This window comes from Sphingopyxis sp. Root154 (assembly GCF_001427105.1).
Taxonomy (GTDB): Bacteria; Pseudomonadota; Alphaproteobacteria; order Sphingomonadales; family Sphingomonadaceae; genus Sphingopyxis.
Map to the genome: position 1 here is coordinate 419,734 of NZ_LMGI01000001.1, position 18,988 is coordinate 438,721.

At 62.6% G+C, this 18,988-nt stretch carries 16 protein-coding genes; all 16 read right to left on the reverse strand.

Annotated features, from left to right (window positions below; genetic code table 11):
* Window positions 1-192 precede the first annotated feature (192 nt).
* The 16 genes from ASD73_RS01830 to ASD73_RS01905 all read right to left on the reverse strand — a co-directional run bounded on the left by ASD73_RS01830 (window position 193) and on the right by ASD73_RS01905 (window position 18,960).
* Window positions 193-1,245 carry a phenylacetaldoxime dehydratase family protein gene (locus ASD73_RS01830; protein ID WP_056369648.1) on the reverse strand — a complete coding sequence of 351 codons (1,053 nt, stop codon included), beginning with the start codon at window positions 1,243-1,245 and terminating at the stop codon, window positions 193-195.
* A gap of 33 nt (window positions 1,246-1,278) precedes the next feature.
* Complete coding sequence (locus ASD73_RS01835) at window positions 1,279-2,337, reverse strand: carbon-nitrogen hydrolase family protein (RefSeq protein ID WP_056369645.1); 1,059 nt, start codon at window positions 2,335-2,337, stop codon at window positions 1,279-1,281.
* Between the two features lie 127 nt (window positions 2,338-2,464).
* Entirely contained in the window at window positions 2,465-4,756 is a 2,292-nt protein-coding gene (locus tag ASD73_RS01840; protein ID WP_162248121.1) for a TonB-dependent receptor, read from the reverse strand.
* A 266-nt stretch (window positions 4,757-5,022) separates the two neighbouring features.
* Window positions 5,023-5,988, reverse strand: coding sequence for a helix-turn-helix domain-containing protein (locus tag ASD73_RS01845; protein WP_162248122.1), 966 nt, complete (start codon window positions 5,986-5,988; stop codon window positions 5,023-5,025).
* A gap of 131 nt (window positions 5,989-6,119) precedes the next feature.
* Window positions 6,120-7,121 carry an NAD-dependent epimerase/dehydratase family protein gene (locus ASD73_RS01850; protein ID WP_056369638.1) on the reverse strand — a complete coding sequence of 334 codons (1,002 nt, stop codon included), beginning with the start codon at window positions 7,119-7,121 and terminating at the stop codon, window positions 6,120-6,122.
* A 56-nt stretch (window positions 7,122-7,177) separates the two neighbouring features.
* A complete protein-coding gene (locus tag ASD73_RS01855) occupies window positions 7,178-8,401 on the reverse strand; it encodes an MFS transporter (RefSeq protein ID WP_056369636.1) in 1,224 nt (407 codons plus the stop codon).
* A 66-nt stretch (window positions 8,402-8,467) separates the two neighbouring features.
* Window positions 8,468-9,787, reverse strand: coding sequence for an MFS transporter (locus tag ASD73_RS01860; RefSeq protein WP_056375912.1), 1,320 nt, complete (start codon window positions 9,785-9,787; stop codon window positions 8,468-8,470).
* Window positions 9,788-9,937: 150 nt separating this feature from the next.
* Window positions 9,938-10,312 (reverse strand): cupin domain-containing protein, encoded by a 375-nt coding sequence (locus ASD73_RS01865; protein WP_056369632.1) that lies wholly within the window; start codon window positions 10,310-10,312, stop codon window positions 9,938-9,940.
* A gap of 40 nt (window positions 10,313-10,352) precedes the next feature.
* Complete coding sequence (locus ASD73_RS01870; protein ID WP_056369630.1) at window positions 10,353-11,174, reverse strand: SDR family NAD(P)-dependent oxidoreductase; 822 nt, start codon at window positions 11,172-11,174, stop codon at window positions 10,353-10,355.
* Window positions 11,175-11,220: 46 nt separating this feature from the next.
* A complete protein-coding gene (locus ASD73_RS01875; RefSeq protein ID WP_162248123.1) occupies window positions 11,221-12,015 on the reverse strand; it encodes an alpha/beta fold hydrolase in 795 nt (264 codons plus the stop codon).
* Window positions 12,016-12,129: 114 nt separating this feature from the next.
* Window positions 12,130-14,385 carry a TonB-dependent receptor gene (locus ASD73_RS01880; RefSeq protein WP_056369627.1) on the reverse strand — a complete coding sequence of 752 codons (2,256 nt, stop codon included), beginning with the start codon at window positions 14,383-14,385 and terminating at the stop codon, window positions 12,130-12,132.
* A 73-nt stretch (window positions 14,386-14,458) separates the two neighbouring features.
* Window positions 14,459-14,959, reverse strand: coding sequence for a nuclear transport factor 2 family protein (locus tag ASD73_RS01885; protein WP_082521302.1), 501 nt, complete (start codon window positions 14,957-14,959; stop codon window positions 14,459-14,461).
* Window positions 14,959-15,945: a sugar phosphate isomerase/epimerase family protein gene (locus ASD73_RS01890; protein ID WP_056369622.1), complete on the reverse strand. Its 987-nt coding sequence runs from the start codon at window positions 15,943-15,945 to the stop codon at window positions 14,959-14,961. Before ASD73_RS01890 ends, ASD73_RS01885 begins: the two co-directional genes overlap by 1 nt.
* Window positions 15,942-17,081, reverse strand: a complete 1,140-nt coding sequence (locus ASD73_RS01895) for a Gfo/Idh/MocA family protein (protein WP_056369621.1) — start codon at window positions 17,079-17,081, stop codon at window positions 15,942-15,944. Before ASD73_RS01895 ends, ASD73_RS01890 begins: the two co-directional genes overlap by 4 nt.
* Window positions 17,078-18,001 carry a sugar phosphate isomerase/epimerase family protein gene (locus ASD73_RS01900; RefSeq protein ID WP_056369619.1) on the reverse strand — a complete coding sequence of 308 codons (924 nt, stop codon included), beginning with the start codon at window positions 17,999-18,001 and terminating at the stop codon, window positions 17,078-17,080. The genes ASD73_RS01895 and ASD73_RS01900 overlap by 4 nt, the downstream gene beginning before the upstream one ends.
* Window positions 17,998-18,960: an SMP-30/gluconolactonase/LRE family protein gene (locus ASD73_RS01905; protein WP_056369617.1), complete on the reverse strand. Its 963-nt coding sequence runs from the start codon at window positions 18,958-18,960 to the stop codon at window positions 17,998-18,000. The genes ASD73_RS01900 and ASD73_RS01905 overlap by 4 nt, the downstream gene beginning before the upstream one ends.
* Window positions 18,961-18,988 lie beyond the last annotated feature (28 nt).

Genomic DNA, 18,988 nt, shown 5'->3' on the forward strand with positions numbered 1-18,988 from the left:
ATCTTCCTCTCCCGCCAGATGGCTATCGATATAAACTTGAATATGCAAGTAATATTGACGCGCGGCTCCGGGAGCGGAAGCGATCAACAACCGTTGATTTTTAACCCATTATCAAAGCTGTAGATTGAAAAGCGATGCCAGACGCGATGGCGCCCCCTATCTGCATCGCCGTCGAGGACGCTTTTGCGCCGCTCAACCTTCCGGGTCGGCCGCAAGGCGAAGCAGCCCGCCGTCAACCGTGCAGTTCACATAATCGCCGGACAGCGTGCCGCGCGGAAACACCGAAACCTCGTGCCAGAGGTGCAGGCCGGGCTCACCCTGGAACTGGCGAACCATATTGATGAAGGACGCCATGATCGCTTCATGGGTCGGGTGTCGGTGCGTCCACGCCTCAAGCGTGCCCAGCGAGGTGAAATAGGCAACGGCGCAGCTCCGCCCCGCGTCACAGCCCTCGTCATCTTTCTCGATGACGAAGCGCCCACCAATGCAACCGCTCGCCTCCCCGTTTTCACGCAAGTAGCGAAGGCCGGTCAGGAAGGTCGGCTCAACTTCATTGCGATACCATGCCATCTGCTCCGGGCCGGCGCGATTTACATCCTGCGACGTCCGGATGAGACATATATTATGTGGAGGACTCACGCGCAGCCGGACGCCGAGCGTCCTCAAGCCGCGATCTTTCGGAACAAGGTTCAATTCCGCATCCAGCGGATCTTCAGCGGCCGCGACCAGGCGGTCCCGGGCACTTCCCCAATATCCATGGATTTCCGTTATCGCGACCGCATCCGCGATCGTCGCAATCCCGGTCAGATCATCGGGACGTGAACCGGAGGTTTCGTGGTGATCGAGCGACAGGAGGCCATACTCGCGCCACAGACCGAGCGGTCCATCGAGCAGCGCAGCATCGGCGAAAAGCTCTTCGATTCCGGACTGGGCCGTCCACCGATCATATGCGGCAGGGTCGCGCCAATAGGCGAACCAAATCTCCCCGGAAGGGCCATAGCCTTCGTGCACGCCGCCATGTTCCAGCACGTCGGGGCCTTGCGGACCGCCCAATGTGGAAAGCAGCCGCCGCCTGATATCCGAAGCGTCGCCGCCCCGGTTTTCGATGCCGAACATGGCCAGCATGAGGTTGTCGACCCCCGCGGCGAAGCGCGGTTCGAAAGCATCATATTCGGCCTTGAAGCCTTCAGGCTGATGGACAGGAGCAGCGCGCCGACGCGCCGAAGGGACTGGTTTTTCTGACATGCTCGTGCGATCTCCTGCGAAGGCTCTCCGCGTTCAGTTCGATAGACCGGGGATCGTGGAGTCCGCTGACGCCCGGCCATCCAGCACGACAAAGGCGGAGCGTTTGTCATCGCCGGAATCCTGCGCATTCATGCGCTGAACACAGGGCGCGGGCGACGGGTTGAACAGAAGGCGAAATACGTCGGGGCGCGCATAATGGCCGACGGGATCACCTGCCGTCTTGGCATATGCGATCAGATTCAGGTCGATTTCAGCAATCACCAGGCCCTCTTCATCGGGCGCCAACGGCCGAGCCAGCGGGCGTCCATCGGGGCCCCAGATCATCGCATAACCGCCGCCCGCGTGGAGCATTTCCTGCTTGGCGGGCGTGTCGCACAATCGCTCGTGCATGTCGGGCGATACGACCCCACAGGAGGCAATGACGAAGCATTGCCCCTCCGCCGCATAGACCTGGCTCAACGCCATGCTGACTTCGGGGCCGAGCGAATAGGCCTTGTCCGGGTAAAGCGAGAAACTTGGCCAGGCGCCGACATGAATTTGCTCGTTCTGGGCGAACATCGCGTATTTGGTCAGCGGATTGATATGCTCCCAGCAGCAAAGCGCTCCGATATTGCCGAGCGATGTCTGGTGGACCTTGATGTCGCTGCCATCTCCCTCCCCGAAAATGGTACGTTCGACGCTGGTCGCCTTCAGCTTGCGGCGCGGCGTGATCGTTCCGTCACTGGCGATGATGAGCTGCCCGATATAAAGCGTGCCGTTGCTGCGCTCGCTGTAGCCGAGCACGACCCACATATCGTTCGCCTTCGCGGCTTCGGCGATTCTTGTCGCTTCAGGCCCGTCGGCCGTCATGCAGTTCGCAGTGTGGATGCCGATATAGGGCATGGTTCCGATCATCGGGTCCAGCCATGCCCAGAACGGATAACCGGGCAGCCAGCATTCGGGAAAGGCTAGCAGCTTCACGCCCTTGCCGGCCGCTTCCTCGATCAAGGCGATGGTCTTTTCGACCCCGGCCTCAAGGTCCAGATAGGCAGGAGCGGCCTGAACCGCCGCCGCCAGAAATGGCTGACGCGATGGAGTCTGTTTCTCGGTCATGGATTAATCCTCTTTTCCCAATGCCGCTCGGCCATCACCCCGATGAACCGAAGGATGCCGGGCCCTGATGCCGCGCGCCAAATTTTCGGATGATCGCGTGTCGCCTCGCGAGAAGAATGGTGCCGCGTCAGAACTCTTTTGCCAGAGTCAGGCCGATCTGGCGTCCCCGTGCCGGTGAAACCTGCTTGAATCCGCCTGGATTGAGGATTTGCTCACCATGACTATAATAAAGTTCGTCGGTCAGGTTTTTACCAAACACCAGCGCCGACCAGCCAGTTTCCGTATTGGCGAGCTTGATGCTGGCATCGACCAGATGATAGCCGCCTTGTCCGACGAAATTTTCCGCGTCGAAGGAGAATTCGCTGCGATAGCTCCACCCGATCAATGGCGTTAACGTCAGCCCCTTGCCGATCGGCGCGCCATATTGCAGCGACCCGTTCAGCGTCCAATCCGACGTGCCGGGAAATTTGCTGTCGAGCGTGATCGTCGGGCTGACGCGAGTGTCCAGCGCGAGATAATAGGCATCGACATATCCAACGGCGAAGGTGGCAGTCAGCCCATCGATCGGTACGGCGGTCGCTTCCAGTTCGAAGCCCTTGATCCGGGCCTGCGCTGCATTTTGCGTCGTCGGGGCCACGCCCACCGGTACCGTAACCTGTAGATCGCTGTAGTCCGTTAGAAAGCCCGCCCCGTTGAGGCGGAACCGCCGGTCGAACAGATCAAGCTTGAAGCCCCCTTCGTAAACATCGACCGTTTCCGGCTGGAAAGAGGGCGGCGCGGTGAGCGCGGGGAAGATACGCTGCGTGAAACCGCCGCTTTTGAACCCGCGCGAATAGCTCACATAAAGCATCGCATCGTCCGTGGGACGGAACGACAAGTTGAAATGCGGCGTCCATTCTTTCGCTTTTACAACCTGCTGATCGCTGGTCGTCAGGCGTTGGCCGGGCGTGAACTGCAAAAATGGCGGAAAGAATGGCACCGTATAGCCGCTGATCACAAATTGATCGGGCGTGAAACGCTTGGTTTCGCTCGTATACCGTATCCCCGCGGTCAGGGCCAATTGCTGGCTGATCTTATACGTCGCCTGTCCAAACCCTGCGACCGAACTATTGTGAATGTCACCACCGCTCAAGAAACGAACGAAGCCGAAATCGACAATGTTCGGATTGTGGCCCTTCTCGTCGAAATAGAAACCGCCGGCAATGACGTTCAATCCTCCATCGAGCATTTCTGCGGAAAGCTGGATTTCCTGGCTGAACTGATGATATTGGAATATGTCTTCGGTCGAATTGATCTGAAGCGGCGATCCGTCGCTTTCGCGCGAGAACTTGCTGTCAAGGTCGCGATAGGCCGTGATGCTCTTGATCGACAGCGCGTCGCTCAGTTCATGCTTTATCGTCAGGCCCAGTCCCCACACGTCGGCATCCGAAAAGACAGGGTAGGTTCCCGCATTTTTGAACGGGTCCGCCAAAACCCAGCGGTTGTCGAAACAGGCGTTGCCGCCGATCGCGGCGCCGGCCGGATCGAGGCAGCCATTCGGGAAGGCCTGAAGCGCCGGGTTAAGCTGGGGCGCGACGATGATGTTGTGCGCCGCCGCAAAGGGCGCCCCGGGAGCGACCTCGCTCAGCACGAGAGGCGCACCATTTTCGCGCGAACGGCTGAAATCGGCATTAAGCTGAATCTCGGTATTGGCTCCGGCATTCCACAACAGGCTCAGGCGACCGCTCAGATTATCCTTGTTGCCAAGCTTGATGCCGTCGGCGATCCGTTCGACATACCCATCCTGGGTGTTGCTCTGCAGGCTGGCCTTCACGAACAGCGTATCGGTCAGCGGGACATTGATGGTGCCCGTGGCGATCAGGAGATTGTCGGTGCCATAGGTCAGCGACGCCTTGCCCCCGAACTCGCTCGTGGGCTTCTGCGTGGTGATGTTGAGCGCGCCGCCAACGGAATTGCGACCGAACAAAGTCCCCTGCGGCCCGCGCAACACTTCGATGCGGTCGATGTCCACCAGATCGAGCAACGCGCCTACGGAACGCGAGATATAGACGCCGTCTACATAGATACCGACGCCGGGTTCGGTATTCAGCGTGAAATCCGTCTGTCCGATCCCGCGCATGAAGACGGCGACGGTTTGACTGCTACCGGAAAATGCGGCGGAACTATTGATGGTAAGCGATGGGGCCAGGTCGTTGAGCGCCGTGATCGACGTCGCCTGACGATCGGCGAGCATGCTGCCCGAAACGGCGGTGATCGCGACCGGCGTGTCCTGCAGATTCTCCGAACGGCGACGCGCCGTGACGACGATTTCCTCCACCCCGGACTGAACATCGCCGGTCTCGGATGGCGTCGCCCCGGATGCCGCCGTGGCGGCTTCCTGCGCATGGGCGCAATGCGCCAAGCCCGTGCCGGCCAGCAACAAGGCGCCCGCAACTGCCCCCCTGCCCGTTGATCTGCCTAGCGCCATCGTCATTCCCCCTTTTGTTTTTCACTTGGCGGGCAGGTGCGCTCATTTGGCTTGCGCCTCTTGGACAAGAGTGCATTATTTTTGCGTTACCGCGCATTCGGGCGATATCGGCGCGTGAAACCTCGGCGCGGCTCGCAAGGATCAGGACATGGTCTTTCTCTGTCCCGGCGCCAGCGTCGTCGGGACCGGTTCAAGCGTCTTGAAATGAAAAAGGACCTTCAGGCTGACCCTCGACGATAGTCGCGCGGCGTTCGGCCATAGCGCGCCTTGAAGGACCGGCAAAAATGGGAAAGGTCGTTGAAGCCGCATTCGTAAGCGATGTCGCTGATCCGCGACACCGACATATCTCCGCCCGCGAGCGCCCGACTTGCCGCGCCCAGCCGGACCTCCAGTACCAGCCTGCCAAAGGTCGTCCCAAGCGAAGCACAAATCTTGTGCACTTGCCGCAGCGAGCATCCCATGGCGACTGCCACAACGGACGGTGTCAGATTTTCATCGGCATAATGTCTCGCGATCGTTTGTCTCAGCCGCTCCGCATGATCGAGAATCCGTGATGAAGCGCCCCCATTTCCACGGTTCGCCCAGTAAATACTGCGCCCAAGGATTTCCAGAAACATATCCACCGCTGGAGCGGCCGCTTCGTCATTGTCGATCATCAGGGCCGCCGTCGCGGCGCCAAGGACCGGATGCAGGGCCGGCACTCCGAGTTTATGGCCCAAAACCTTGTCGATATCCGCGACGCAACGGTCGCGCAGCCACGACGGGGGAACTTTCACGCAAATTTGACGAAAGTCGTCATCGAACGTCAAACGATAGGGTCGATTGGGATCGAACAGCACGCCATCGCCGCACCCAAGGGTCGTCGTCCCTCCATCATGCTCGACGCTTCCCTGCCCATCGACTTGCCAGATAAAGAACAGGCACTGCGAAGGCGAGCGGTCGATCTCCGCTGTCGATCGGCTGACGGTCTGCGCGCTCGACATGATCGACGCCACATCAAGGCCAGCCGGACGGCGGGTAGAGAGCTTGCCAATAAAGCGATCGGGATCGGCGGGGCTGGGAGAGCTTTCGATGAAATTCCGACAGACGATATCGCGCCAGACGGATTGATGCGCAGTCTCGCTTTTCCCGACCCGTGCGGCTGCTGGTTGGTCTTCACCTGCTGCGGCCACCCGTTGTTCCACGAAATATTCGTACTCCAAAGCGAGCGAAGGCGAAATAATTATCTAATTCACATGAATTGTCAATAACCCTGAGGCGGGGCCAGATCGGCTTGGCGATTGGCGACAAATATGGACGGTCTCATCGAAACCGATCAGACGGCCCTCGCTTCGATCTTCTCGAACATCGCGGCCAGAGCCGGTTCCAGCGGCCGGTACGAGAGGCCGAGTTCCTTCTTTGACCTTCCGGTATCCCAGATATAGCGAGGCATGTCGGCCGGCAGCGCCGTTTTCGCGGGATAGCCATCGCGATCACCAAAGCGGGACTTGAGCATTTCGACAAGGTCACCGAAGCTGTAGACGTTTTCCGCGACGAGATAGCGCCCATGTGCCGCCTCGATAAATGCGGCCCGGAAATGCGCCTCGGCGACATCACTCACATCGACCATTCCAAAGCGAACCGGCGGCAGGCCATTCTTGAATGTACCGTCCCCGAGGCTGCGCACGCGATCGAAGGAAGCGGAGGTCGGGTCGGCGTTCAGGCCGGGACCAAGAACCGTGCCCGGATTGATCGAGACGAGTCGCCAGCGGTCCTGTGCCCCGGCCATCTCCCAGGCTTTTCTCTCAGCAACGGTCTTGGAGAACAGATAGGGTCCGTTCTCAAGCGATGACACCGTGTTCCATGATGCGGCTCCAACAACGCCGCCGGTTTTTTCCATATCATCGGGGCCACCCGCCATGGTCGCCGCGGAGCTCGTCAGGACAACACGGCGGACGCCCCGCGTGCGATTGACGGAGTCGAGGATATTGATGGTGCCGCCGAGCGCCGGATCGACAAATTGCTTCTGCGGATCGCTGATCTTCGACATGTCGAGAAAGGGCGAGGCCGTGTGGAAAACGATTTCGCACCCCGCGATCGCGGCGTCGAAGCTACCGGGCTCGAGCAGGTCCGCCCGGAAAAATTCGATTGCACCAGGTCCGCTCTCTGCAATTTCGGCGAGGTGCGACAGCTTCACCGTGTCGGCTGGATCGCGGACGGCGGCATGCACGCGCACGCCCGCACCGACCAGCCGCTTGATGAGCGGCCCCGCGACGTAACCGGTCGCCCCGGTGACCATGACGCGGGCGCCGCGTGCAAGCTCGTTCAGTTCAGGCATGATGTCTTTCCTCTTGGGTCAATGGTCTGCGCGCTCGCCGACGATCCGATTGACGGTCATGACAAGGGGCCGGTCGCGGCGCGTTGCGCGTCGCTCGCGCCGCGGGACTGCCGGTCATTTGCGCGGATGACCGTGATAAAAAGGAGGCTGCACAAGGCGAGACAAACAAGTCCCATTTCGATCGCCGGCGCGTAGTCGGCGTGTTGCGCATCGAGCCCCGCGCGCTTTGCGAGGATGAAACCCACAAGCAATGGTCCAAGCGCCTGCCCGAACGCGATCACGAAGTTTGTCGCCGCCACCAGCTTTCCCGACGCGTCAAGCGTCGTGATGTTGGCAAGGATATAAGGTGAGATGAACCACCAGCCGAACTTGAACAGGAAGGCTGCGAGGACAAACTGCGATGCGGACCCGACATCGTAGAATAGGAGCATCGACGTCGCGAGTGTCATTGTTCCGATGACGAACGGCGCCGTGCGCCCCCAGCGAAGCCCGAGAAGCGCAGAACATATCGATCCCAGCACTCCGCAAGCCGAAACCGCGGCCAAGGTGAGCGCGATGAATTCCCGGTCAAGACCGGCTTCATCCCCGAGGCGCTCGGCGAAGTTCCAGACACCGCCCATCGCGACAAAAAAGAAGAGGAGCCCGATAAGGCCCACCGGAGCATAGCGCCGCGTGACCGCGGGCAGCTCGCGCCACGCAAGGCCTGTCGCGGGGCCGCCTCCGCGCGGCATGTAGGGGACAGCGACCATCAGCGCTGCCATGACCAGTGCGAGCATGAGGTACATGCCCCTGATCCCGATCGCCGAAAAGATGAATGGCATGGCAGCGAGCGCGATCGACGCGAAGATAATCTGGCCCATCTGCCAGAAGCTGAGAACGCGCTCCTGGTTTCGGGTCATGCCGCAAACGAGGAGCGTCGCGGCCATCACGGTACCGACGCCGATACCGCAGATGAAGCGCGAGGCGCCGAGCAGCCATGCATCGACGAGAAACGCCGATACGATATTGCAGCCCGCCATCGCCACGAGCGCGATACGCAGGACACGGCGCCAATCGGCACGCGGGATCCAGTAAAGCGCAAGGAAGGTCGAGAGCGCCGCCCCGCTCAGCTCGGCGAAGATCATATTGCCTGCGGCTTGCGGCGTGAAACCGAGTTCGGTGATGAGGCCGCCCACGATGAGCGGCCCCAAGAGCACCGCCGAGGGCGTCACCGATGCAAGGAAGCAAACGGCGAGGATCGTGGCGGCGCTGTTGACGTCGACTTCAGTGGCTCTGTTCATTATGCCCCCTTCCCTCCCCTTACATTCTCGTCGGCCGCTCAATCTTTACCGGCATATCGGATTCGATCAGATCGACTGAAACTCGGGTCCGCTCTCGCTATAGCGCGACAGCCCCGATATCCGGCCGCGGTTGAGTGCGAAGAGCAGCGCCGCCGTGAGCGCGAAGGTGGCGCCCACAAGGCCAAGCGCCTCGCCGATATGCTCCTTTCCGCCGAGCAGGCCGTCGGATACGAACGCAACTGCGGCCGGCCCCGAATAGCCGATGAGGTTACCGCACAGGATATTGAGCGCGCCGATCGTCCCGCGCATGCGCGGCGGCGAAGCACGCTGGGTATAAGCGATGATCACGCCGTTTGGCAGAAGCGACACGAAATAGAAGAAGCCGACAAGCGCGATGAGGAAATTGAGCTGCTCGATCCGGTCGATCATCAGAAGCACGGGGATCACGCCGACCGCACCAATCAGCGGGATCGTCCAATAGACGCCGTGCCATCCGGCACGCATTGCGCGGTCGGTGATCCAGCCGCCGGCCAGCGTGCCGGGGACTCCGCCGAAGAAGGCCGCGAGGCCGAAATAGAAGCCGATCTCGTCCGAGGCGAGGCCGAACTTCCGGGTGATCAGCGCCGGAGTCCACGCATTGACGCTGAACACGGTGACCATGAGGCCCGCGAGGCCGAGGAACATCGGCAGCAGCGGCCGTCCCGAGCCCTTGAGATAGGCGACCACCTCGCTGAGCGGGATGGGCGTGACCTTCGCCGATGCACGAGGCTCGCGTATGGTGAAGACGAGAAACATCAGGATGAGTCCGGGCATCGCCGCCAGGACGAAAACGGTTCGCCAGGGCGCAAGACCCTCGAAGAATGTTCCGGCAAACACCTCTGGCGATTGCGCCAGAGAGAAGACAAAACCGCCAAGGAAATAGCCCATGCTGGCGCCGATTATGCCGCCGAGCTGGATGACACTCAACGCCTTCGCACGGGTCGTTGGGGGAAACATGTCGGAGACGAGCGACCAGGCTGCCGGCGCGAGTACGGCCTCGCCGATACCGACCCCCATCCGGGCGAAGAAAAGCTCCCAAAAGCTGTCTGACATCCCCGAGGCGATCGTCATCAGACTCCAGACGAACATACCACCGGCGATGAGGCGCGCCCGGTGCAACCGGTCGACCATCCGGCCAAGGGGAAGGCCCATCAGCGAATAGAAGAGCCCGAAGGCGATCCCGAGCACCCAGCCCATGTCGGTGTCGGAGAGATGAAGATCGCCCTGAATCGGCACGACCAGAAGCGAGATCACCATTCGGTCGGTCAGCGAGATGATGTTGGCCAGCAACATGACGACGACGACGTACCAAGCGTAGGCAAGGCTGAATTTCCGGCCTTCGGTCATGCTGTTTTCCTTGTGCAGGCCCGGAGCCGAGCAGGTCTCGAGACGGGAATAGCGCGCGCGGCGCCCGCGCCGATCACGCGCAGCGCGCGACCGCCGGCATTCGCGGCGCGCCTCTGGTCAGCGGAGCGGGAATGCGTCACCGGCGGCATCCTACAATGTGGTCGACTGGGGTTGCGGCCGCCGCACGGGATAAGCCGGGTGGTCGTCGAGCTGCGTTACGAGGACGATGCTGTCCGTCACGGCGCATTCGACATGCGTGTCACCTGGCGCCAGGAGGTAGCACCCGCCTTGCCTGATATGAACGCCCTCGCCGCCGTCCGCCTCGATCCGCATCTCGCCCTCGATGACGACGACCTGGACCCAATGCTGGTGCGTGTGACGCGCGATGACCATGTCCCGGGTCATGCGAAACATCGATGACTGGATGTCGAAACCCGCGTCCCACAAAATCGCCTTGTCCATCATGGTGCCGCGGACGTCGACCGGCGTCCATGCCCTGTCCTCGCTGTTGAAATATCGCGCCATTGCCTATTCTCCCTTGCGCAGCCCCTGGATTGGCCCGCGATCAACCTTGCTCGGCAAGGCGCCGCTCGCGTGCCTCGAAATAGATTTTCGAGCTCGTCGGGCTACCGATCTGCATTCCGCCATCGACGACAAGATATTCCCCGGTGATGCCCGCCGCCATGTCGGAAGCGAGGAAGGCGATCGCGTCTGCGATCTGCTCGTTCGTCGTCATCTCGCCCAGTGGGATGCTCGATCGTGCCTGGTTCGTCGCTTCCGGAGGGGATTTTTTCATCAACTCGCCGTCGACGATGCCCGGGAGCACCGCGGTGACGCGCACATTGTCGCGTGCAAATTCGAAACCGGCGTGGCGGGTCAGGCCGAGGATCCCCGATTTTGCGGCGGTATAAGCGGCGCCGCCATGGGTGGACATCCGGATCGATGCGAGCGAGCCCACGGTGACGATGGCCCCACCGCCGCGGGCGCGCATCGGGCCGATAACGGCCTTCATTCCGCACAGGGGGCCCGACAGGTTGAGTTCAAGGTTGCGGCGCCATGCGTCGACCTCCATGAGCTCGATCGGCTGGCTGGCTGCGGCCACGCCGCCGCCCGCGACATTGGCGAGAATGTCGACGCCGCCCCAACGTGTCACCACCGCATCGACGAGCGCGAGGAACGCGTCATAGTCGGTTACGTCGAGCCGCGAGCAGAACACCTCTAAACCTTCGTCGGTCATCGATTTGGTGACCGCCTCCAGCGCCTCCATATTGATGTCGGTCAGAGCCACTTTGGCGCCGAGGCCAGCGAGCCGGCGTGCGGTCGCCGCGCCGATGCCGCCGCCGGCGCCCGTGACGATCGCGATCTTGTTGTCGAAACTTATGGCCATCTTCGTTCTTTACCTTCTGTCACATGGAAATTGGCGGGGATCGGGCTCAATCGGGCGCGGCGGGGCTCACCCGATCGATGAAATCGGCGACAATTGCGAAGGTGTTCTCCTTGCCGATCTCGTTGAATATTTCATGCCGCTGATCGACGAGGATCCGGGTCTCGCTATCGGGTCCGGCAAGCTTTTCGACGACAGGCCGCGCACCGGCCACCGCGACGATCTGGTCGTCCGCCCCATGAAGATACAGGAGGGGAAGATCACCGAAGCCGGGCCCTGCGTCGACCGCCTGATTGGCCGCGAGCGCCGCTTCGAGGGTCGCGCGCGCCCAGGGGCCATGGTAGACGAGCGGATCGGCCGCATTGTCTTCGCCGACCGCGGGGTCGCGCGACAGGAGCGATCCATCGAACCCCTGCTCGGGAATCTCCGGCGCCGACAGCACCATTTCCAGAAAGGGTGCGAGGCCCGCGGCCGGGGCGCTCAGCACAAGCCCCGAAAGGGTCGCCCCGAACCGCTGCGCATAACGGATCGCGATCAGTCCGCCCATCGAATGGCCGACGATTATCGTGCCGAGCCCGCCGGCCAGCTGGTCGACGATCGCGCGGACATCGTCAGCTACTGCATCGAGATCGGCCATGACGCCCCGATCGCCCCCCGAGAGGCCATGCCCGACATGATCGGGCGCGGCGACAAGCGCGCCACGCGCGGCGAGCGATTGCGCGAGCGGCGCATAGCGCCCGCCATGCTCGGTGTAGCCGTGCAGAATCACCACGAGGCGCTTCGGCTCGGCTGGGCGCCAGGTGCGGACCTTGATCCGGCCGATTTCTTCGATCGCGTTCGTCATGTCCATCCTTATCATCGTCATGGCCCTTGCACCTCATAGCAGATGCCCGGGAAACGCTCCTGGCTGGCGGTTGTCGGGACGAGATATCCGCCAAAGCCCTCGTCCCTGCTCGCCCTAGAAATTGCGGGTCAGCGAGACCCCTACGGTCGCCGGCCGGCCCAGCGAGAATTGCGGCGGCTGGTTGCGGTCGGGATCGATGTTCGTGACCACGCGCTCGTCAAGGATGTTCTTGGCGTAGATGCTCAGTTCCCACGCATCCTGTTTGAAGCCGACCGCAAGGTCGACGACCGTGTAGGAGGGAAGCTTCAGCGAGGTGCGCGAGAATTCGCTGAGGCTGCTCCCGACATGGCTGATATCGCCGCGCATGAAGCCCTCGCCGCCGAACAGGTCGGTGGAATATTCGAGCGAGCCGGCGAGCGATATCTTTGGAACATAGGGCGCCCGATCGCCGACCGTGTTGAACCCCGGCGTCGCCTCGGTCACCTTCGAGTCAATATAGGATCCCCCGAACTGGAACGACAGGCCGGGCGCGAGGCGATAGCCCAGCTCGACCTCGACACCCTGGTTGCGGATCTCACCCGAATTGGTCGTGTACGAAAAGCCGCACTGGAGAAAACGGGTCGATTGCATGTCGCGCCACTTGATGCGGTAGGCCGCCGCGTTGAAGGTCAGCTTGCCGTTCATCGAGCTGGTCTTCACGCCCAGCTCGTAATTCTCGAGCGAGTCCGAGCCGTAGACGCGGTCGTAGGTTTGCCCCGCGCACAACGCGCCGGGAGCCGTCGGAATGAAGTCATTCACCCCGCCGACGCGAAAGCCTTCCGAATATTGGACGTAGACGAGATTGTCTTTGGACATCCGGTAGGTGAGCTGCGCCTTTTTGTTGAAGCCGTCTTCCTTCAGCGAGTCGACGACGCTGCTCGGGCCGCGGTTCGAGATGCCCGCCGCCTGGAGGTCGACATCGACCTTATAGTCAAACCAGCGAAGTCCGGCGGTGGCCTCGAGGCCGTCGACAATCTCGTAAGTCGCTTCCCCGAAGGCGGCGAGTTGCTCGAGGCTCACATCCTTGTTTCCCTCGAAGACCTGGTCCGCGCGGGTGGTGCCGAAGGCAAAGGAGTTGGGGATGCCGCGCTTCGCGAGGGCCGCGTCGAAGCCCGGAGCGTCGGTGAAGGAAACGAAGCTTTTCTTGTCCTTCTGATAATAGCCTCCGACAACCCAGCTGAACGGTCCCTCTCCGGTCGAGGACAAGCGCGTCTCGTTGACGAACGTCTTGGTCTTCGTGTCGTTGATGAAGCCCACATAGGGGACGTCGGCCTGGCTGACCGGGAGCAGCGTCACGATGCGGAAGGTATCGTCGAGCGTGTTCTTGTAGAGGCGGTCAAAGTAGCTTGTCGAGGAGGTGAGATTGACGCCGCCGAAGCTGTAGTCGACGAGGAAATTGTAGATGGTGATGCGATCATTGTAATAATCGTCGTAGAATTTCACCGTCTGGCGATCGTCGGTCATCGGTGCGAGCAGCGTCGGGCGCGTCGATTTCACATATTCGTCGGGCCGGCCGTCGGTCTTCAGGTCATTGTGCATGACCGTTGCGATCAGCTTGAGATCGTCCTTCTTGAACGCCAGGCTGACGCGTCCGCCAAGCGTATCGCCGTCGTCATAATCCTTCTGCACATTACCAGGCGCGACATTGTCGATCACGCCGCCGCTATGCGTGGCGTAGCCGACCGCGCGGAGAGCGAAAAACTCGCCGAGCGGTATATTCACGAGACCCTTTGCGCCGTAGCTCGGCGACCCGTCCACGGTGAGCGCGCCGAAAATATTTGCTTTGCCCTCGAACCCGCGCGTGTCGGGTTCATTGGTGATCAGGCGGATGGCGCCCGACATCGAGCTGGCGCCGAAGAGCGTACCCTGCGGCCCGCGCAACACCTCGACGCGCGCGAGGTCGAACAGATTGAGATCGGTGTTGAAACCGGTGCTCGAGATCGGGACCTCGTCGATATAGAGCGCGGTCGTGCCCTGCGCCTGCGGCTGCGCATGGGTGATACGCGTGCTGTTGATGCCGCGAAGAACGATCTGCGACTGGCCGGTACCCGAGCTCACCGCGCTCAGGCCGGGCACCAGTTTCACATAATCTTCAAGCCCCTGCGCGTTTGTCCGCTCGAGCTGCTCGCCGCCAATAGCCTGGATAGCGAAGGGCACGTCCTGCTGCGACATCGCGCCGCGCTTGGTCGCGGTGACGATGATCTCGCCATTGGCCTCATCCGCGTCGGCGGCGTCCTGCGCATGGACGGGGGCGGCAAGCGCGAGGCAGGATAGCGAGGCCAGCGCCAGAAAACGAGGCGTGTTCGGCGACGTGAAATTCATCTGATGCATGACTTCTCCCCAAAGACTTGAGTTCGTGATTATTTTTTGGTTGCGGCGTGTTACGAAAACATTCGGTGTGCCGTCAGGCGGCGGGCGCGAGTCCTTGTCCTCCAGTGAGCGCGGACTGGTCGTGGCGAAGCTTGAGAGGCGCTGAATCCGTCAGGTCGAACACAAGCTCGATCGCGGCAATACGGAGCGCTCCATTCTCGATCCGGAGCCTGCCGGTGCAGCAGGCGGTCGCGATCGGAACCGCCTGCTCGGCCTCGACCCGGGTCACAAGCAGGTAGCAGCGAAACGCCGCGTCTCCGTCGCTGTTCGGGAGGAGGTGCAAGTTGGTGCAGAGATGGCGAAGGGGCGCGATCCCTTTCATTCGGCTTGCGCCGAGGCCCGCCACCAGCTCCTCCCGGCCGCGATAGCTCCCGCTCACGACCGCCTCGAAGCGGCTTGCGCGCGAGTCGCTGCGCGACACATATTCGGCGTCCACCGTGAAGTGGCGCGGCCAGGCAGCCATATCCGCGGCGTCATAGTCGTACCACCATGCGCCAAGTAGGCTTTGCGCCTCGGCAGGGCCGACACCGGGCATCAGTCGACGGCCCGGTCGGCCATCCGGCCGCGGCAGATGTCGACATGCGCACGAAGCACGCTGACCGGGTCCTCGGCAAAGTCGAATTCGGCGAGCGCCCAACCGTCCCAGCCGGCGCGGCCGACGATGTCCATGAAGCGATCCCAATCGACGATCCCTTCGCCGACCCAGCGGAAGTGCGACATCATCACCTCGTGCCGTTCGAGGAAATCGCCCTCGAGCGACCGGCCGTCGAGCGGTTGGTCGGCGTCCTTCCAGTGCGCCACGGGGATGCGGTCGAGATGGCGTTCGAGAATGGCAACGGCATTGCCGCCATCGAGCGTAACGTGGCCGGAATCGAGGCACATGGCGACGCAGGCCGGGTCGGTAAGCTCCATCAGCCGGTCGATGTCGCCGTCGCGCGAGAAGAGCGAATAGGCATCGGTATGGAGAGCGATCTTGCAGCCATGCCGCTGCGCGAGGCTTCCCAATCGATTGAGCTCATCGGCCACCTTCTCATGGACGTCCGCGGGGACCTCTACATAGGCCGCGTCGCCGAATTCGAGGCGCGGCAAGGTCCCCATCACGATGAGCTCGCAGCCCACGCTGGCCAGGAAGCGTGCATGATCATCGACAAGCGCCGACGCCTCGGCGCGCCCTTCCCCGTTCGACAGGCCCGGCCGGATCAGATGACCGCCTTCCATGTAGCTTGATGCGATGCGCAGCCCGCGTTCGGCACAGGCCGCCTCGACGCCCGCGGCGCTGCCATAGGCCTTGAGCGCGCCTTCATAGCCCGCCGGGACCGGCGCAAGTTCAACGCCCGCGAGGCCCGCATCGCGCGAGGCATCGAGCATAAGGTCGAAATAGGCCCGCGGGTCGGCGTAGGCCGCCTCGACATAGGCGGGATAGCTTGTTTCCGCCGGCAGGCCGAAAAAGGTAGGGTGGAAAAAGGTAATGAGACTCGTGCCCCATTTGGGACCGCGCGCAGCAGCGGCGGGCGCGCTCACGCCTGCCCCTCCTTGGATGCCGACGCGATGTCGATCCAGTCACGCGTCTGCGCGGACCTCGCGACGGCCTCGACCACTTCCTGGACATGCGCTGCGTCGGAAAAATCGGGTGCCGCCGGCGTTCCCGAGACAATCGCCCGCACGAAGCTTGCAAGCTGTGCCGCCGAGCCGTCGACATAGCCATAACCCAGGCCCGGGATCGGGTACCAGAGCGAGGGCTCACCGGCGATCACATGGCGGAACCCCGCCTTGTCCATCGGGTCGTCGACGAAAGCGAGCTGGATTTCATTATTCTTGTTCCAGTCAAACTGGAGCGCGCCCTTGCTGCCATCGACTTCCATGCGGATCGCGTTGGCGCGGCCCGCGGAATAGAAGCTCGCGCTGAAGGTGCCCATCGTGCCATTGGCAAATTCGGCAAGCCACATCGCGCCGCCATCGGGGACATCGGCGTCGGGTACCTCGTCGGGTCCCCAATTTCCTGCGGACGCATGTGCGTAGCTGCGGTCGAGCGCGACGACCCGCTTGATGCGGCCGCACAGAAAGAGCGCCATGTCGATCACGTGCGAGCCCAGATCGCCCGTCGCGCCGGAACCGCCCGTGCTGCGCTTCTTGCGCCAACCGAAGTCGGGCACCCAGAAACCGCCGTCGGCGAGATAGCTGGCGCGCAGTTGCAGCGGCCGGCCGAGATCGCCTGCGGCGAGCATCGACTTCGCGTGCGTGAGCATCGGGGTGAAGCGATAGTTGAATCCCACCTGGTTAACGACGCCGCTCGACGCCGCGGCGATGGCGAGTTCCGCCGCCTCGTGGCCGTCATTGGTAATCGGTTTCTCGCAGAAGACATGCTTGCCGGCAGCCATTGCGGCAGAAGCGATCTCGGCATGCATTTGCGGCGGCGTGACGATGTCGACGATATCGATCGCGGCGTCCGCGATCACGTCGCGCCAGTTGTCGCTGCTGCGATTCCAGCCGAGCTGCGCTGCGGCCTTGGCTGCGGCACCGGCGTCGACATCGACGAGCACCTCCCGAACCAGCCGCGCATCAAGGCCGTCGAGAAATCCCGCATGCGCGTAGGCAAGGCTATGCGCCTTCCCCATGAATCCGGCGCCACCGATAAGCGCGACACGAAGCTCCTTCATTTCGTCCTAAACTCCTTGATTTCGACGCCCTCGTAGGCGCAGACTTCTTCGATGATTGTGGTGAGGTAGGCGCGCCCCCGGGCGGCGTGGGTGATCGCATCCCCGCCATAATGCTCGATCGCGAGAGGACCGCGAAAGCCCGCCCGAACGGCCTCGTGCACCGCGCTGCGATAGTCGATCGTTCCCGATTGCATATCGGTGGGCTGATAGGCGGCGCCGCCTTCGGGCAGCGCGATGCGCATGCCGTTCTTCACGTGCCAATAATTTACATGCGGCGCGAGCGCTGCGAAGGTCTGATCCCACTCTTCGACGAGCGGCCAGGGCGGCCTGAGAAGATTGGCGAGATCGGGGTTGGCCCCTACCCGTTCCGCGCCGCACGCCGCGATGATCGCGAGCAGGTTCGCCGACCGGTCGAGGACGCCGCGCTCGAACATCTCCATCGTGAGTTCGATGCCCTCGCCCCGGGCCTCGGCGGCAAGCGGCGCGAGGTTGCGGCCTGCCCGCTCGAACTCATCGTCGTCCGATGCCTGCCACTGGGGCGGCCACATCCCTGGCGCGGGCAGCGCGTGAAAGCCAAGACTGAGGAAGGGCGCCCCGAGGCGGGACGTGACGCGAATGGCGCGGCACACTTTGGCGATGGCCTCGGCCTGCTTGTCGGGGCACGCCAACGGAACATCGACGATCGAGACGCCCGCGACGTCAAGGCCTGCTGCCGCCACGCCATCGGCAAGCCGCTCGACATCGCCAGCGGAAAGGTCGGCCATGGGCAACCAGAGCTCGCTGAAGTCAACAGCCGTAAAGCCCTGATCGGCAAGCAGCCGCAACTGGGCATTCCACGTCCGCGGGTCGTGGCGTTGCTCCCGAATCGCGGCGCAGGCGAACAGCAGTCCCGTCGAGCCGGCGACGACCAGTTCCTTCATGATGAGACCCCGCTAGCGGACGCGGAGACGCCCTTGGGATAGTTCAGCGGAGCGCCCGGGACGGGCGGCGTCACCGCCGAAATCGCGAAGCCCCCGAGGTTCGATATGGCAAGGTCACGAAGGCCGGCTCCGAAATAGGAACTGTTGGCGGGCATCTTGAGGGTGATCCCCCACTCGTCGTTGAAAAGGGTACGGCATTGACGCGCGCCGCGACGCAGCGTGAGGAGCGCGAAGGGATAATAGGAGGTAATCACGAAGCCGCCTTCGCGGTCGAGGGTCACCCCGTCGGGGCTGAATCCGGGCGTTGCGGCAATGAGGGCGAGGCGGCCCTTCGCATAGGACATGAGGCGTCGACGAAAGCTCTCGACAAAAAAAACCGTTCCCTCGCCGTCAACGCATATTCCATTGGGAAAATGAAGCGGTCCCGTCGCCTGTATCTCGGCGGGCCCGCCTTGGGGAGGAACGCGCAGCAGGCGGCCCGAGGCATGCTCGGGGTCTTCATGTCCGGCGTCGGTGACCCACAACGACCCATCGGGGGCAAAAGCACAGTCATTGGGGAGGACAAGGCCGCCGTCGCCAGCGCGGTCGCACCAGGTGGTGACTTCGCCGGCGGGCGTGATTCGAAGCACCGCCCGCTTGATCGGATCGCACACATAAATGAAGCCGTCGCCATCGACACTCAGCCCGAGACTGACCCCGCCCGTTCGCGCGATCTCCGCAAAGCGGCCGTCCACCTCGATCCGGTAGACCTGCCCCTGGACACCGCCCGCATAGAGCCGCCCATCGGGGCCCGTCGTGATCCCCTCGGGATGGTCGAGCCCGAGACCCGGAGTCAAACTGCGGAAATCCTTGCGGCCGAGCAAGGCCCGCTTCGGCGCTCCGAACGCAGGGACAGAAACCGCAGCGGCGGTCGCGATCGACGCCGCGAAAAACTGCCGTCTTCCAAGATACTCGTTCACCAACTTCTCCTCTCGCCGCCGCGCGCTT